This window comes from Mycolicibacterium hodleri (assembly GCF_025822245.1).
GTDB lineage: Bacteria > Actinomycetota > Actinomycetes > Mycobacteriales > Mycobacteriaceae > Mycobacterium > Mycobacterium hodleri.
In genome coordinates this window covers 103,395-118,784 of sequence record NZ_JACKTL010000026.1, presented here as the reverse complement: position 1 = coordinate 118,784, position 15,390 = coordinate 103,395, and the positions used below count along the sequence as shown (strand labels likewise).

Sequence of the window (15,390 nt, the reverse complement as noted above, 5' to 3'; positions counted from 1 at the left end):
GCCAGAAAAACGTCCGCAACTCGAGACCTGATCGTCAGCAAAATGTTCGAAACATGTCTTCTGCTGTCACTTTAGGTATCAGAACAGCGGCACTTTGAACTTTCCGCTGTACTGCAGAGCGTCCGGATTTCGTTTGCCGATGACCTTGGCGGGGACACCGCCGGCGATGCCGAGCGGGGGCACTTCCTTGGACACGACCGCATGCGCTGCGATCACCGCACCACGGCCGATGAGGCACGGCAGGATCATCGCGCGACTCGCGATCCACACGTGGTCGTCGATGACTATCGGATCGGGCGGATTTGGCGCGGGCGGAAAGTCGGGATGGTTGAAATCATGGCCGCCCGCGATGATGTGGGTGTCGCTGGCGATGATCACGTCGTCGCCGATGGCAATCCCCGCCCTGGCGTCCAGCAAGCATCTGAAGCCGATGGACACCCGGTCCCCGATGACGATGTAGGGGATGGACCAGACGTGGGTCCCCCGGTTGATGGCGGTGTCCTTCCCGATCGTCGCACCGAACAGGCGCAGATAGGCCTGCCGGACGAAGTGGAGCGGGATGTAGGTCACGACGTTGTTGAAGAACCAGGCCGCATAGAGGTCGCGAGCCCTTGACCACACCGTTTCGCCGGCGATCCGGAAGTTGACGATGCGCCCGTCGTCGTCGGTGATCCACTCCATCCGACCTGGCGATCGAACCTTCGGATTGACGGCGTGCTTCTTGGCGATGACCTCGGGATCGGATTGCTGGGGTTCGACGAACACTGATTGCTCCCGTCTCTGTTTGCTGACACCGTAGCGTCCGGCGACGCTCCCTTGGTTCGCGTCGTCACACCTGCCGCCCGGATCACCCAGACCAAGGACTGTCGTGTCCCTCCAGAGGTGTCGGTCGACCGATCATCCCGAGCTCTCGAGCAACTCCGACCACACGGTGGTGAACGCCTTGGCGATCTCCACGGCCGAACGCGCCTTTCGCTGGACGAGCACCTGTTCACCCAAGGTCGCCAGCTTGGCTTCGTCATCGACGAGGGCCGTCACTGCGTCCGCGAACGCCGCAGCGACGTCGTCCGGTGCGTGAGACAGCCCGCGCAACACCACGACGCCTTCATCCTCCCCCAGATCACCGAGCGCGCCGTGGTCGGTGCAGATCACCGGCGTCCCGTAGGCGACGGCATGGGCCATCACCGCCGAGGAGGGGTAGCCCATGCCATAGGGCGAGCGCTTGCCGTACGGCATGACGATGGCGCGAACCGACTCGAAGAACGCGTCCTCGGCGTCACCTTCGATGCCTCCGACGACGTCGATCCCCTCGACTCGAGGGAGGTCCTCGGTACCGCGCCCGGCGACGCGAATGGCGATCTCCGGTGGTAGCAGTTTTCTGAGGGCGCCAATCTGCTCGAATCCCTTGCCGCGGTAGACCAGCCCGAAGAGACCGATCGCGAGTGGTCGCTGCTCCGGCGGCCGGATGTCGGGCCGATCGGCAACCTGGTGTGGGACCCGAACCACTCGAACGTGCGGATAGGCGGGTCTGATGGACTGTGCGCCGCTCTCGGTGAGGACGAACAGCGTGGTCGCTCGAAGCCACTTTCGCTGGACGGCGTAGGACACCCTGCGGAAGGGGAAGTGAACGGCATGGTTGACCAGCCAGTGCTGGGCCATGAACCGCGTCCGGGCAGGCCACCAGATCGGATGCGGCGGGTCGTGAATCGTGGCCGTCACCGGGACGTGATCGGGCAGTTTCGCCGTCGCCCAGAACGGGACGACGGCCCCTCCACTCAGTTCGGCGTGCACCAGCACTCGCCCACCCGGCGCCTCAGCCACCAGCTTGCGGATCGCGGCGCCATGCCGACGCAGGTCCGACACGCTGTCGTCGCCGGGGCCGCCGTGGCGGTACTCGACGACGTCGGCGAAGTGCGGCCGAACGGCGTCGACGAACGCCTCCGCGAAATCTCCGACGCCGCCGATGCCAACCCTCGGCGCGATGTAGACCAGCCGAGTCTGAGAAAGGTCCGTACTCACGATGGCTGCTCCCGTCCCAAGTCGGACTCGACCATGGCTGCCACGATTTGGTCGAATGACTTCGTCGTGCGCCAGCCCAGCACGGTTGCGGCCTTGGTCGCATCTCCGACCATGACGTCGACGTCCGCGGGCCGGATCAGGTCGGCGTCCACGTCCACCTTCGTCTGCCAATCCGTGATGCCCACGGAGGCAAACGCGGCGGCGGCGAAGTCGGCGATGGAATGGTCGACACCGGTCGCGACGACGAAGTCGTCGCCCGTTTCGTGCGTGGCCATGCGGAACATCGCATCGACGTAGTCCGGCGCCCAGCCCCAGTCTCGCCGCACCGCGATGTTGCCCAACCTGACCGAGCTCTGCTCGCCCCGGGAAATCGCTGCCACGGCGGCGGTTATCTTTCGTGTCACGAAAGACGTTGGCCGCCGCGGAGATTCGTGATTGAAGAGGATGGCGTTGGACGCTTGCAATCCCCTGTCGCGGTAGACGTGGCACATCATGTGGCCCATCGCCTTGGACACCCCGTACGGGGACGTCGGTCGCACGGGCGTGTCCTCGGTCTGACGCGAGCCCGCCGACCCGGCGAAGATCTCCGCGCTCGAGGCGTTCACCACGGCGATGCTGCGGCCCGTCGCGTCCTGCACCTTGAGGCAGGCGTCCAGCAATGCGGTCGTGGAGACGGCGTTCACGTCGGCCGTGTAGACCGGCCGGTCCCACGACAGCGCCACCGACGAGACTCCAGCCAAGTGGAAGACGTAGTCGGGCGAGACCTTCGTGACCAGGTCGAGCACGGCGTCGCCGTCGGTCAGGTTGGCGGCGTGCGCCGTGACCTCCGGTATCGCGACCGACTGTGGCCCCTCGTTGGGTCCGACGACTCCGTGAACGGCCACCCCGGAGTCGCCCAACAGCCGCGACAGGTAGTAGCCATCCTGGCCGGTGACGCCGGTGACGAGTGCGACCTTCATGGGCTGGTCCGGGTGCATCAACGCATCACGGCGCGGCGAGGCCTGCGTCGCGGGACTGCAGGGCGAGGTCGTTGTGCACCATCATCTCGACGAGGTTCTGGAACGTCACCTTGGGTTCCCACCCAAAGGCGTTGCGCGCCTTCGTCGCATCGCCAATCAACCGATCGACTTCGGCTGGGCGCAACAGCGCCGCGTCGGTCAGCACGTACGGCTTCCAATCGTCGATCCCGACCGTCGCGAACGCGACGTCGAGAAGCTCGGAGATGGAATGCGTCTCACCGGTGGCGATCACGTAGTCGTCGGCGACGTCCTGCTGCAGCATCAGGTACATGGCTTCCACGTAGTCGCCGGCGAAACCCCAGTCGCGCTCCGCGTCGAGATTGCCCAGGGTAAGGGTGTCCTGCAACCCCAGTGATATCCGCGCCACCGCGCGGGACACCTTGCGAGTGACGAATTCGACACCGCGGCGCGGTGATTCGTGGTTGAAGAGAATCCCGGAACTGGCGTGCATGTCGTAGGACTCGCGATAGTTGATCGTCAGGTAGTGCCCGTACACCTTGGCGACGCCGTACGGCGACCGCGGCCACAACAGCGTCGACTCGGTCTGCGGAACGTGTTGGACCTTGCCGAACATCTCTGAACTCGACGCCTGATAGAACCGGACGCGCTTGCCTGACACTTCCTGATATAGCCGCACCGATTCCAGCATGCTCAGCACGCCGCCAGCCGTGACGTCGGTGGTCAGGCGCGCGTTTTGCCAAGAGTAGGCGACGAACGAGACCGCGCCGAGGTTGTAGACCTCGTCGGGCTGCGCGATGGTCATCGCCCGCATCAGGCTCGACATGTCCAAGAGGTCCCCGGCGATGACGTGCACCTTCGGCAGGACTTCCTCCAGCATTGCCGCCTTGGGATTGTTCTGTCCCCGCAGCAACCCGTAGACCTCGTAGCCCTTGGACAGCAGCAACTCAGACAGGTAGATGCCGTCCTGCCCGGTGATGCCGGTGATCAACGCCCTCTTCGGGGCGCCGGACTCGCCCAACACCGATGCCATTCGCTACCTCCGTCGTGACTTCGAACAACCGCGCCCAATCGCATGGCGAGATGCGCTGCGATGAATCGTTGCACGCTCGACGGGATCTGTCCTTAAGGCCCTACGCCGTGACCGCGCGGCGTGTTTAAGGGCTGCTTAAGAGTTCCGGCCCTCTTGTCGCTACGATCGAGCACCATGACGAGCGTTTCGGATCCCTCCGCCCCGGCTGCTGCACCCGAGATCGACATTCACACCTCGGCGGGCAAGTTGGCCGACCTCCGCAGGCGCACCAAGGAGACGCTGCACCCGGTGGGCGAGGCGGCCGTCGACAAGGTTCACGCCAAGGGCAAGCTGACCGCTCGCGAGCGCATCTACGCGCTGATGGACGAGGGGACCTTCGTCGAGCTCGACGCGCTGGCCAAGCACCGCAGCACCAACTTCGGCCTCGAATCCAACCGTCCCGTTGGTGACGGCGTGGTCACCGGCTACGGCACCATCGACGGTCGCGACGTCTGCATCTTCAGCCAGGACGCCACCGTCTTCGGCGGCAGCCTCGGCGAGGTCTACGGCGAGAAGATCGTCAAGGTCCAGGAGCTGGCCCTCAAGACCGGCCGTCCGCTGATCGGCATCAACGACGGAGCCGGCGCGCGCATCCAAGAGGGCGTGGTCTCACTTGGCTTGTACAGCAAGATCTTTCGCAACAACATTCTGGCTTCGGGTGTCATCCCTCAGATCTCGCTGATCATGGGTGCCGCGGCCGGCGGACACGTGTACTCCCCCGCGTTGACCGACTTCGTGATCATGGTCGACCAGACCAGCCAGATGTTCATCACCGGCCCCGACGTCATCAAGACGGTCACCGGCGAGGAAGTGACCATGGAGGAACTGGGCGGAGCCCACACCCACATGGCCAAGTCCGGCACCGCCCACTACGTCGCCTCCGGCGAGCAGGACGCCTTCGAGTACGTCCGTGACCTGCTGAGCTACCTGCCGCCCAACAGCGCCTCCGAGCCGCCGCGCTACCCGGCGCCGCCGCATCCCGGCGCCATCGAGGACAACCTCACCGACGAGGACCTCGAGCTCGACACCTTGATCCCCGACTCGCCCAACCAGCCGTACGACATGCACGAGGTCATCACGCGCATCCTCGACGACGACGAATTCCTCGAGGTGCAAGCCGGTTACGCAGGCAACATCGTCGTCGGATTCGGGCGGGTCGACGGCCGCACCGTGGGCATCGTGGCCAACCAGCCCACCGTGTTCGCCGGCTGCCTCGACATCAACGCCTCCGAGAAGGCCGCCCGGTTCGTTCGCACCTGCGATTGCTTCAACATCCCGATCATCATGTTGGTCGACGTCCCGGGCTTCCTGCCCGGCACCGACCAGGAGTTCAACGGCATCATCCGGCGCGGCGCGAAGCTTCTGTACGCCTACGGCGAGGCCACCGTCGCGAAGATCACCGTCATCACCCGCAAGGCCTACGGCGGTGCCTACTGCGTGATGGGCAGCAAGGACATGGGCTGCGACGTCAACGTGGCATGGCCGACGGCGCAGATCGCCGTGATGGGCGCCTCGGGTGCCGTCGGGTTCGTCTACCGGTCTCAGCTCAAGGAGGCCGCCACGGAGGGCAAGGACGTCGACTCGCTGCGCCTCGAGCTGCAGCAGGACTACGAGGACACCCTCGTCAATCCCTACGTGGCCGCCGAGCGCGGGTACGTCGACGCGGTCATCCCGCCGTCGCACACCCGCGGCTACATCTCCGCCGCGTTGCGCCTGCTGGAACGCAAGATCGTGCAGTTGCCGCCCAAGAAGCACGGCAACATCCCGCTCTGATCCGCTCTCCTTCCCCGACGAACGGAACACTCGTGTCACAAGACGTCGACATCACCGAAGTCTCCGATCCCGACGACCTGACCATCGACGCGCCCGTCGTGACGTCGGTTCCCGAGATCAAGATCCTCAAGGGCAATCCCAGCGACGAGGAACTCGCCGCGCTGGTCACGGTGCTCGCCGGCAGTGGTGGCGGTTCCGCCGAGCCGGGCCCGCAGGAACTCAACCGGTGGGGACTTCCGGTGGACCAGTTGCGTTACTCGCTCATCAGCTGGCAGCGGATCACGCAGTTGGAACGCTCGCACCTCCGACGCTAGTGACGGGTTCGACGCGGCTCGTCCTGGCGTCCGCATCCCCCGGCCGCCGCAAGGTGCTCCGTGGCGCAGGCATGGACCCCGTCGTGCTGGTGTCCGGGGTGGACGAAGACGCCTTGGTGGCGGCCCTCCCCGACGGCGCAGGCCCGGGCGAGGTGACGACGGCGTTGGCGACCGCCAAGGCCGAGGCCGTCGCTCACGCGCTCGACGCCGAGGTGGGCGCGGATTGCGTTGTGATCGGCTGTGATTCGATGCTCTACCGCGACGGGCGGCTGTGGGGCAAACCCGCCACCGAAGCCGCGGCGGTCCAGGGCTGGCAGGCGATGGCGGGCCGATCGGGCGAGTTGTTCACGGGACACTGCGTACTTCGCGTGAGCGGCAACAGGATCGAGAACAGGGCGGCAGCGCACGCCGTGACCACCGTCCGGTTTGGTCGCCCGTCGGCGGCGGACCTCGATGCGTACGCGCGTAGCGGTGAACCCACCGCCGTCGCAGGCGGCTTCACCCTCGACGGCCTCGGCGGGTGGTTCGTCGACGGCGTCGACGGCGATCCGTCCGCGGTGATCGGCATCGGACTTCCGTTGACCAGGACCTTGTTGGAGCGCGTCGGCGTGTCGGTCTCCGACCTGTGGGCGGCCAACCCCCTTACCGACTGAGCACATTCCGATGGATGGGCCGTGATGCGGCCGCGCCCAAATCATCGCCGGGATCGTCGAAAGGGTCTCCGAGGCAACCGGATACACCGGCCGCGTCGACCGGGACAGCTCCAAGCCGGATGGCATGCCACGCACATTGCTCGACGTCGACACCCTGCGCACGAGCGGCTGGCAGCCGACGATCTCGCTGCGCGACGGCATTCGCGACACGGTGTCGTGGTATCGGTCCCACCCGTCGGCACTGAGGGTCTGACCCGCCCGGGGCGAGCAAGTAGGCTCTAGGGGTGTCTCTGCCCGCAGACCCGCATCCCTCCCTCGCCGCCTACGCCCATCCGGAACGGCTGGTGACCGCCGACTGGCTGGCCGGCAACATCGGCAGGCCAGGGCTCGCCATCGTCGAGTCCGACGAGGACGTCCTTCTCTACGACACCGGGCACATCCCCGGCGCCGTCAAGATCGACTGGCACACCGACCTCAACGACGACCGCGTTCGCGACTACATCGACGGCGCACGGTTCGCCGCGTTGATGGACCGCAAGGGCATCAGCCGCGACGACACCGTGGTCATCTACGGCGACAAGAGCAACTGGTGGGCGGCCTACGCCCTCTGGGTGTTCACCCTGTTCGGGCATCCGGACGTGCGGTTGCTCGACGGCGGCCGCGACCTGTGGGTGTCGAACGGCCGCGACACCAACCTCGACGTCCCGTCCAAGTCGACGTCGGGTTACCCGGTGGTCGAGCGTGACGACGCCCAGATTCGCGCCTTCAAGGACGACGTGCTCGCGACCCTCGGCCGACAGCCGCTGATCGACGTCCGCTCCCCCATGGAGTACACCGGCGAACGCACCCACATGCCGGACTACCCGGAGGAGGGCGCCCTGCGCGGCGGTCACATCCCCACGGCCATGTCGATCCCCTGGGCCAAGGCCGCCAAGGACAACGGGCAGTTCCGCAGCCGGGACGAACTCGACGAGCTGTACGGCTTCCTGAAGCCCGACGACCAGACCATCGTGTACTGCCGCATCGGCGAACGCTCGAGCCACACCTGGTTCGTCCTGACCCACCTTCTCGGCAAGGAGGGCGTCCGCAACTACGACGGCTCGTGGACCGAGTGGGGCAACGCGGTACGCGTGCCCGTGGCGGTCGGTTCCGAACCCGGAGAGGCTCCCGGCCGGGGATGAGTGCCATGCCGGCCGCACTCGCCGAGGTGGTATCCGACTTCGCGGAGATGCAGGGCCAAGACAAACTGCAGCTACTGCTGGAGTTCGCCAACGAGTTGCCGCCCATCCCGGCCGACCTCGAAGAGGCCGCCATGGAACCGGTGCCGGAGTGCCAGTCGCCGTTGTTCCTCCACGTCGACGCCTCCGACCGTGACCGCGTCCGGCTGTACTTCAGCGCCCCCGCCGAGGCGCCGACCACCCGCGGCTTCGCGGCGATCCTGTCCGCGGGCCTCGACGAGCACTCGGCCGACGAAATCCTCGCCGTGCCCGACGACTTCTATGCCGAACTCGGCCTGGCCAAGCTGATCAGTCCACTGCGCCTGCGAGGCATGTCGGCCATGCTCACTCGCATCAAGCGTCGGCTGAGCGCGCCCTAGCGTCCCTCGCACCGACGTCGTCGCCGGCGCTGCCGAGCGCCTCCGGAGCCCAGCTCCGCGTTCGTCAGTCGGCACGGGCGGAGCGGAACGCGATGCGCAGGCGGCGAACCCCGGCGATCAGCGGCGACACCCGGCAGGCCGAACATACCTACTCATCAGTAGGGGACCGGCGCGCCGACGGGCCTAGCGCGCCGCTTAAACTGCCTCCGATACATTCTTAAAGAGGTTTCTTAGAGAACATGCCATCAGGAGGCGCAGTGCCAAGTCACGCCAGCTCGAAGATCTCCAAGGTGCTCGTCGCCAACCGGGGCGAGATCGCCGTCCGGGTGATCCGGGCCGCCAAGGACGCCGGGCTGACCAGCGTGGCCGTGTACGCCGATCCCGACGCCGACGCCCCGCACGTCCGCCTCGCCGACGAGGCCTTCGCCCTCGGCGGACAGACCTCCGCGGAGTCCTACCTCGACTTCGCCAAGATCCTCGACGCCGCGCAGAAGTCCGGCGCGAACGCCGTCCACCCCGGCTACGGCTTCCTGTCGGAGAACGCCGACTTCGCCCAGGCGGTGCTCGACGCCAACCTGATCTGGATCGGGCCGAGCCCCCAGTCGATTCGCGACCTCGGTGACAAGGTCACCGCCCGCCACATCGCGGCCAAGGCCAACGCACCGCTCGTCCCCGGGACGTCGGAGCCGGTCAAGGACGCCGACGAAATCATCGCCTTCGCCAAGGAATTCGGCGTTCCGATCGCCATCAAGGCCGCCTTCGGCGGTGGCGGCCGCGGCATGAAGGTCGCCCGCACCATCGAGGAAATCCCCGAACTGTTCGACTCCGCCACCCGTGAGGCCGTGTCCGCCTTCGGTCGCGGCGAGTGCTTCGTCGAGCGCTACCTGGACAAGCCGCGCCACGTCGAGGCCCAGGTCATCGCCGACACGCACGGGAACGTCGTCGTCGCCGGCACCCGCGACTGCTCGCTGCAGCGCCGGTTCCAGAAGCTGGTCGAGGAGGCGCCCGCGCCGTTCCTCACCGACGCGCAGCGCAAGGAGATCCACGAGTCGGCCAAGCGCATCTGCAAGGAAGCCGGGTACTACGGGGCAGGCACCGTCGAGTACCTGGTCGGCCAGGACGGGCTGATCTCCTTCCTCGAGGTCAACACCCGTCTGCAGGTCGAACACCCGGTGACCGAGGAGACCTCGGGGATCGACCTCGTGCGCCAGCAGTTCCGCATCGCCAACGGCGAGGCCCTCGACATCACCGAGGATCCGACGCCGCGCGGGCACTCGTTCGAATTCCGCATCAACGGCGAGGACGCGGGCCGTGGCTTCCTGCCCGCGCCGGGACCCGTCACCCTGTTCGACCCGCCGACGGGTCCGGGCGTCCGCCTGGACTCCGGCGTCGAGACCGGTTCCGTCATCGGCGGCCAGTTCGACTCGATGCTGGCGAAGCTGATCGTCACCGGCGCCACCCGCGAGGAGGCCCTGGACCGGTCGCGTCGGGCGCTGGCCGAGTTCACCGTCGAGGGCTTGGCGACGGTCATCCCGTTCCATCGCGCCGTCGTCTCGGATCCCGCCTTCATCGGCGACGACAACGGGTTCACCGTCCACACGCGGTGGATCGAGACCGAGTGGGACAACACGATCGAACCGTTCACCTCCGGCGCACCGCTGGACGAGGAGGACGCCCTCCCCCGCCAGAAGGTCGTCGTGGAGGTCGGCGGTCGTCGCGTCGAGGTGTCGCTGCCCGGCGATCTGGCCATCGGCGGCGGGGGCGGTGGCGCGGCCTCCGGTGTCATCCGCAAGAAGCCCAAGCCGCGCAAGCGTGGCGCGCAGGGCGGTGCCGCGGCCTCGGGTGACGCGGTCACCGCGCCGATGCAGGGCACCGTCGTCAAGGTCGCCGTCGAAGAGGGACAGCAGGTGGCCGCCGGCGACCTCATCGCGGTGCTCGAGGCCATGAAGATGGAGAACCCGGTCACGGCCCACAAGGACGGCACGGTCACCGGGTTGGCCGTCGAGGCGGGTGCCGCCGTCACCCAGGGCACCGTGCTCGCCGAGATCAAGGACTGAGGACCCGCCGAGTGGCCACTTGCCGCACGCACTTTCGCGATGTGCGCGCAGTAAGTGGCCACTCGACCGGTTGACCATCATGGAACCCGTCGAAATCAACAACGGCACGTGGTATCTGCGCGGGCTGCGCTACGACGACCGCGTCGACGATCGTCCCGAGCTCGCTGACCTCGGCGAGACCGACCTCGACTACGTCCACGACGCCGCGGACGGCTGGGCCGACGACAGCATGTACACCTGGGCGGTGTGCGAACCCTCGACCGGTGAACTGCTCGCCGAGATCACGCTGAATCCGAAGACCGGGTTCATGCAGAGCAGGGCGCGGCCCGGCCACGAAGACGCGGCGGCAATGTCCGAGGACACCGTGCGCCGCTACGCCTCCGAGATACTCAACATCCGGGTGCACACGTGACCAGCTCCGCCCGCCCGAACATTCACCCACCCAGCTCCGCCCGCCCGAAGGTCGTCACGGTCACCGGTGCCGCCGGCCAGATCGGCTACGCCGCCCTCTTCCGCATCGGTGCCGGCGCCCTGCTCGGCCGCGGGGTGCCGGTGACTATTCGGCTGCTGGAATTACCCTCGGCGATGCGGGCGGCCGAGGGCGTGGTGATGGAACTCGTCGACAGCGCCTTCGACCTGCTGACCGACGTCGAGATCCACGACGATCCCGTCCGTGCCTTCGACGGGGTCGACGTCGCCTTGCTGGTCGGCGCCAAGCCCCGCAGCAAGGGCATGGAGCGCGCCGACCTGCTGGCTGCCAACGCCGCGATCTTCGCCGACGCGGGGCGGGCGATCAACGCGGGCGCGTCGTCCGACGTCCGGATCGTGGTGGTCGGCAACCCGGCCAACACCAATGCCCTCGTCGCATCCGCCCACGCACCCGACGTCCCGGCGGAACGGTTCACCGCACTGACGCGTCTCGACCACAACCGCGCCGTCGCCGCGCTCGCCGCGCACGCGGGCGTCCACGTCACCGACGTCTCACGGGTGACGGTGTGGGGCAACCACTCCCCGACCATGTACCCCGACGTCTTCCACGCCGTCGTCGGCGGCCGACCCGGTGCCGAGTTCGCTGCCGACACCGAGTGGCTGACAACCGAATTCATCCCCACCGTCGCCAAGCGCGGGACCGCGATCATCGAAGCCCGCGGCACGTCGTCGGCCGCGTCGGCAGCCAACGCCGCCATCGACCACGTCCGTGACTGGGTCGACGGCACCGACGCCGACGATTGGACGTCCGTGGCGCTTCCCTCACCGGGCGTGTACGGCATCCCCGAGGGTGTCGTGGCGTCGCTGCCCGTGCGCGCGGTCGACGGCGTGTGGCAGATCGTCGAGGGCCTCGAGATCAACGACTTCTCCCGGCAGCGCATCGACGCGTCGGTGGCCGAACTCGAATCCGAACGCGCGGCCGTGGCCGCGCTCGGTCTGCTCTAGCCCACCGAGTTCGCGGTCCGGAAGGCGTCCACCGCGTCGAACGGCAGCGGCCCGCGGCTGCCGACGCGATAGCCGTTGTCGTGGCACCATTCCCGGATCTGAATGCGCTCCTGACCGCTGACCTGCTTTCGCCACGGGTCGACGCGGGCCAGGTGCCGTCGCTGCGCGGCCCGCACCCGTCGCCCGCATTCGGCCCATTCGCCGACGATCCGGCGGAGCTCGGCGGCGTTGTCCGCCGACAGCTCGATCGAATACATCTGACCGTCGAGACCGAAGTGGACGGTCTCGTCGGCGGTCGTGCCGTCCAGGGCGTCGACCGACCCGGTTGTCTTCTTCTTGCTCGTGGCCACACGCCCCCCTTGCCATGACGCCGTCAAGCGCCAGCCCCCCGGAAGCCGGTGTCGGCGACCGTCCGCAGAACTCCCCAGTTTTGCGTTACGAGGTGTATACCACCTCCGTTCTACGGCTCGTCGACGTCGGCCCCGGTCGCGAGGTCGCCGCACTCGACGAGGACGACGCCCGGCGTGCCCCTGAGGAAGGTGCGGGCTCCCTCGTCGCCGTGCAGCGTCGCCGACAGCGCGGCCCAGTGCCGCCGCGCGATCACCACGGGGTGACCAGGACGGCCGCCGTAGGTCGCGCGGGCCAGCCCTGGCTCCGAATCCGTTGCCGCCGAAAGGACGCGTCTGACCACGTCGGCGCCCACGTCGGGGGTGTCGACCAGGTGCAGAACGGCCAGGTCGGCGTCGCCCGCGGCGCCCAGCCCGGTGCGCAGCGACGCACTCATTCCGGCCGCCCAGTCCTCGGCCACCACCGCGCGGCTCGGCGGTGGCACGTCGACCACCGCGGCGCCCAAGACCACCACCACGTCGTCACATCCACCGCCCGCCAGCGCGCCGACCGCGATGCGCAACCATTGACCCTGTCCGACAAGCACTTTCGGCATGCCGTAGCGACTTCCCGCCCCGGCGGCCAGCAGGACGCCGACCACGGCGCGAGCTTTCGACATGCGAACAGTCTCAACCTGGTCGATTCTTGGAGTGTGTCCACCCCAAGGTCGGCCCCGCCACTCACCACCGGCGCGAAGCGCGTGCACCCGGTCGACGAGGTGCTGCCGCTGCCCAAGCTCGCGACCTACGGGTTCCAGCACGTCGTCGCGTTCTACGCAGGCGCGGTGCTGGTGCCGATCATCATCGCGGGCGCCATCGACCTGCCCGCGGATCAACTCGTCAAGCTCATCACGGCCGACCTGTTCACCTGCGGGATCGCGTCGATCATCCAGGCCGTCGGGTTCTGGAAGATCGGCGTGCGGCTGCCACTGCTGCAGGGTGTGACGTTCGCCGGGGTCTCCCCGATCATCGCCATCGGGCTGGCCAACGGCGGCGGCGCGCCCAGCCTGCTGTACGTCTACGGCGCAGTGATCGTCGCGGGCGTGTTCACGTTCCTGATCGCGCCGATCTTCATCAAGCTGCTGCGGTTCTTCCCACCCGTGGTGACCGGCACGCTGATCACCATCATCGGCCTGTGCCTGGTGCCGGTGGGCGCACTGGACGCGGTCACCAATCCCGGCACCCACCAACCCGACCCGACCAACATCCGGTGGTTCCTGTATGCCCTGGGCACCATTGCGATCATCGTCGGCATCCAACGGCTGTTCCGGGGATTCCTGGCGACCATCGCGGTGCTGCTCGGTCTCGTCGTCGGTTGCGCGGTGGCCTACGCGCTGGGCGACATGACGTTCGGCAAGGTCGCCGAGGCGTCGGCGTTCGGCTTCACGCCGCCGTTCCTGTTCGGCCTGCCCAAGTTCGACTTCGTCGCCTGTCTCACGATGATCATCGTGTTGCTGATCACCGCGGTCGAGTCGACCGGCAGCACCATCGCGACCGGGGAGATCGTCGGCAAGCGCGTCAAGGCCTCCGACATCGGCAACGTCCTGCGGGCCGACGGCGTGGCGACCACCATCGGCGGCATCTTCAACTCGTTCCCGTACACCGCCTTCTCCGAGAACGTCGGCCTGGTGCGTCTCACCGGCGTCAAGAGCCGGTGGGTGGTTGCCGCGGCGGGCGTCATCATGATCATCTTGGGCTTCCTTCCCAAGGTGGCCGCGGTGGTCGCGTCGATCCCCAATCCCGTGCTGGGCGGCGCCGCGCTGACGTTGTTCGCCACCGTGGCCGTCGTCGGCATCCAGACCCTCGGCAAGGTCGACTTCACCGACCACCGCAACCTCATCATCGTGACTACCAGTCTTGCTCTCGCACTGTGGGTTACGACCTACCCGGACCTGGCCAAGGCCATGCCGACGGGGCTGAACCTGATCTTCGGCAGCGGCATCAGCATCGGGGCGGTCGCCGCGATCCTGCTCAACATCGTGTTCTTCCACACCGGTTCGCGGGGTCCGCGCGTGGCCGGCGGCGGTGCGATCACGCTCGACGAGGTGAACTCGATGACGAAGGACCGCTTCACGGAGGTGTTCGGCCACGTGGTGCAGGACGTGCCGTGGGCGGTGGAACGCGCCTTCGAGCAGCGGCCGTTCGCCGGCACCACCGCGCTGCGGGAGGCCTTCCAGGACGCGGTGCTGACGGGCACGTCCGCACAACAGGACGAACTCCTCAACGCCTTCCACGATCTCGGGGCCGAAGACGAGACGGGGCACGCACTGGCCGTCGACCACGTCGCCCTGTCGAGCCTCGACGACGACGACCACAATGACGTCGTGGACCTGGCCGGCGCGTATCGCGAGCACTTCGGCTTCCCGCTGATCATCTGCGCGCGCGAGACCGAGCGATTCGACCGGGTCCTCAAGAACGGGTGGTCGCGAATGGACAACTCCCCCGCCGCCGAACGCGCGTTCGCGCTCATCGAGATCGCCAAGATCGCCAACTACCGCTTCGACGACCTGGTGGCCGACGCCAATCCGATTGCCGCAGCGCGGTTTGGCCGGCTCAACGAATTGCAGTAGGTGCCTGGCGTGGGGTTGCCCCGAGAGAGACTGGGCCTGGACGGCTTCACCCGGCTGAGCGAGCGGCAGCGGATGAACGTGCTGTTCGGCGTCTGCTCGTCCACCATCTGGGCGCGACGGGTCCTCGCGGGCGGGCCGTTTCGCGACGTCGACGCCCTGCTCGACCGCGCCGACCGGGTGTTGGCCGAGCTTCCCGACGCCGAGATCGACGCCGCCCTGGACGGTCATCCACGCATCGGCGCCAAGGTCGACAACGCGTCCTCGGCGCGCGAACAAGCCGCCGTGGTGACCGCCGCGGACTCCGTCAAGGCCGAATTGGCCACGAAGAACGCCGAATACGACGAGAAGTTCGGTTACGTCTACCTGGTGTGCGCCAGCGGGCGTTCCGCCGAGGAACTGCTGGCGATCCTCACCGAGCGCCTCCACAACGATCCCGAGACCGAGCGCCGGGTGATGCGCAACGAGCTCGCGAAGATCAACCGGCTTCGGCTCGAACGTCTCCTGAGCGAGCCGCCAGCCGACCCCGGGGCAAGATGAC

General features: G+C 67.6%; 17 protein-coding genes. 11 read left to right on the top strand and 6 right to left on the bottom strand.

What is annotated here, in order from left to right:
- Positions 1 to 78: 78 nt before the first annotated feature.
- The 4 genes from H7J06_RS08785 to H7J06_RS08770 all read right to left on the bottom strand — a co-directional run bounded on the left by H7J06_RS08785 (position 79) and on the right by H7J06_RS08770 (position 4,029).
- Positions 79 to 765, bottom strand: coding sequence for an acyltransferase (locus tag H7J06_RS08785; protein ID WP_264038363.1), 687 nt, complete (start codon positions 763 to 765; stop codon positions 79 to 81).
- A 132-nt stretch (positions 766 to 897) separates the two neighbouring features.
- Positions 898 to 2,019, bottom strand: coding sequence for a glycosyltransferase (locus tag H7J06_RS08780; protein WP_264038362.1), 1,122 nt, complete (start codon positions 2,017 to 2,019; stop codon positions 898 to 900).
- Positions 2,016 to 2,978, bottom strand: a complete 963-nt coding sequence (locus tag H7J06_RS08775; RefSeq protein WP_264038361.1) for a GDP-mannose 4,6-dehydratase — start codon at positions 2,976 to 2,978, stop codon at positions 2,016 to 2,018. Before H7J06_RS08775 ends, H7J06_RS08780 begins: the two co-directional genes overlap by 4 nt.
- Before the next feature lie 25 nt (positions 2,979 to 3,003).
- Positions 3,004 to 4,029, bottom strand: a complete 1,026-nt coding sequence (locus tag H7J06_RS08770) for a GDP-mannose 4,6-dehydratase (protein WP_264038360.1) — start codon at positions 4,027 to 4,029, stop codon at positions 3,004 to 3,006.
- 174 nt (positions 4,030 to 4,203) lie between these two features.
- On the opposite strand from H7J06_RS08770, the gene H7J06_RS08765 reads away from it, so the two are divergent.
- The 9 genes from H7J06_RS08765 (at position 4,204) to H7J06_RS08725 (ending at position 11,896) form a co-directional block, all read left to right on the top strand.
- A complete protein-coding gene (locus tag H7J06_RS08765) occupies positions 4,204 to 5,841 on the top strand; it encodes an acyl-CoA carboxylase subunit beta (RefSeq protein ID WP_264038358.1) in 1,638 nt (545 codons plus the stop codon).
- A gap of 32 nt (positions 5,842 to 5,873) precedes the next feature.
- Entirely contained in the window at positions 5,874 to 6,155 is a 282-nt protein-coding gene (locus H7J06_RS08760) for an acyl-CoA carboxylase subunit epsilon (RefSeq protein WP_264038357.1), read from the top strand.
- Positions 6,155 to 6,808 carry a Maf family protein gene (locus tag H7J06_RS08755; protein WP_264038356.1) on the top strand — a complete coding sequence of 218 codons (654 nt, stop codon included), beginning with the start codon at positions 6,155 to 6,157 and terminating at the stop codon, positions 6,806 to 6,808. Before H7J06_RS08760 ends, H7J06_RS08755 begins: the two co-directional genes overlap by 1 nt.
- Before the next feature lie 124 nt (positions 6,809 to 6,932).
- Positions 6,933 to 7,061 (top strand): hypothetical protein, encoded by a 129-nt coding sequence (locus H7J06_RS08750; RefSeq protein WP_264038355.1) that lies wholly within the window; start codon positions 6,933 to 6,935, stop codon positions 7,059 to 7,061.
- Between the two features lie 31 nt (positions 7,062 to 7,092).
- The gene (locus H7J06_RS08745) at positions 7,093 to 7,989 is read left to right on the top strand and encodes a sulfurtransferase (protein WP_264038354.1); all 897 of its coding nucleotides are present in this window, start codon (positions 7,093 to 7,095) and stop codon (positions 7,987 to 7,989) included.
- Positions 7,986 to 8,405, top strand: a complete 420-nt coding sequence (locus H7J06_RS08740) for a SufE family protein (protein ID WP_264038353.1) — start codon at positions 7,986 to 7,988, stop codon at positions 8,403 to 8,405. Before H7J06_RS08745 ends, H7J06_RS08740 begins: the two co-directional genes overlap by 4 nt.
- Positions 8,406 to 8,662: 257 nt before the next feature.
- Positions 8,663 to 10,462 (top strand): acetyl/propionyl/methylcrotonyl-CoA carboxylase subunit alpha, encoded by a 1,800-nt coding sequence (locus tag H7J06_RS08735; RefSeq protein WP_264038352.1) that lies wholly within the window; start codon positions 8,663 to 8,665, stop codon positions 10,460 to 10,462.
- Positions 10,463 to 10,541: 79 nt separating this feature from the next.
- Positions 10,542 to 10,874: a hypothetical protein gene (locus tag H7J06_RS08730; protein WP_264038350.1), complete on the top strand. Its 333-nt coding sequence runs from the start codon at positions 10,542 to 10,544 to the stop codon at positions 10,872 to 10,874.
- Positions 10,871 to 11,896, top strand: a complete 1,026-nt coding sequence (locus H7J06_RS08725) for a malate dehydrogenase (protein ID WP_264038349.1) — start codon at positions 10,871 to 10,873, stop codon at positions 11,894 to 11,896. Before H7J06_RS08730 ends, H7J06_RS08725 begins: the two co-directional genes overlap by 4 nt.
- Here H7J06_RS08725 and H7J06_RS08720 read toward each other — a convergent pair.
- Positions 11,893 to 12,246: a histone-like nucleoid-structuring protein Lsr2 gene (locus H7J06_RS08720; protein ID WP_264038348.1), complete on the bottom strand. Its 354-nt coding sequence runs from the start codon at positions 12,244 to 12,246 to the stop codon at positions 11,893 to 11,895. The genes H7J06_RS08725 and H7J06_RS08720 overlap by 4 nt on opposite strands.
- Positions 12,247 to 12,356: 110 nt before the next feature.
- Entirely contained in the window at positions 12,357 to 12,902 is a 546-nt protein-coding gene (locus H7J06_RS08715) for a nucleotidyltransferase family protein (protein WP_264038347.1), read from the bottom strand.
- A gap of 33 nt (positions 12,903 to 12,935) precedes the next feature.
- On the opposite strand from H7J06_RS08715, the gene H7J06_RS08710 reads away from it, so the two are divergent.
- Both H7J06_RS08710 and uraD read left to right on the top strand, forming a co-directional pair.
- Positions 12,936 to 14,852 (top strand): PbuX/PucJ/PucK family nucleobase permease, encoded by a 1,917-nt coding sequence (locus H7J06_RS08710; protein ID WP_264038346.1) that lies wholly within the window; start codon positions 12,936 to 12,938, stop codon positions 14,850 to 14,852.
- Between the two features lie 15 nt (positions 14,853 to 14,867).
- Positions 14,868 to 15,389, top strand: a complete 522-nt coding sequence (uraD, locus tag H7J06_RS08705) for a 2-oxo-4-hydroxy-4-carboxy-5-ureidoimidazoline decarboxylase (RefSeq protein WP_264038765.1) — start codon at positions 14,868 to 14,870, stop codon at positions 15,387 to 15,389.
- Position 15,390: the final 1 nt, after the last annotated feature.

Bases quoted from the DNA above. Each gene is read 5' to 3' on its own strand.
- H7J06_RS08730 (WP_264038350.1), top strand. From the start codon at position 10,542: ATGGAACCCGTCGAAATCAACAACGGCACGTGGTATCTGCGCGGGCTG.
- H7J06_RS08715 (WP_264038347.1), bottom strand. From the start codon at position 12,902: ATGTCGAAAGCTCGCGCCGTGGTCGGCGTCCTGCTGGCCGCCGGGGCG.
- H7J06_RS08770 (WP_264038360.1), bottom strand. From the start codon at position 4,029: ATGGCATCGGTGTTGGGCGAGTCCGGCGCCCCGAAGAGGGCGTTGATC.
- H7J06_RS08775 (WP_264038361.1), bottom strand. From the start codon at position 2,978: ATGAAGGTCGCACTCGTCACCGGCGTCACCGGCCAGGATGGCTACTAC.
- H7J06_RS08750 (WP_264038355.1), top strand. From the start codon at position 6,933: ATGCCACGCACATTGCTCGACGTCGACACCCTGCGCACGAGCGGCTGG.
- H7J06_RS08765 (WP_264038358.1), top strand. From the start codon at position 4,204: ATGACGAGCGTTTCGGATCCCTCCGCCCCGGCTGCTGCACCCGAGATC.
- H7J06_RS08740 (WP_264038353.1), top strand. From the start codon at position 7,986: ATGAGTGCCATGCCGGCCGCACTCGCCGAGGTGGTATCCGACTTCGCG.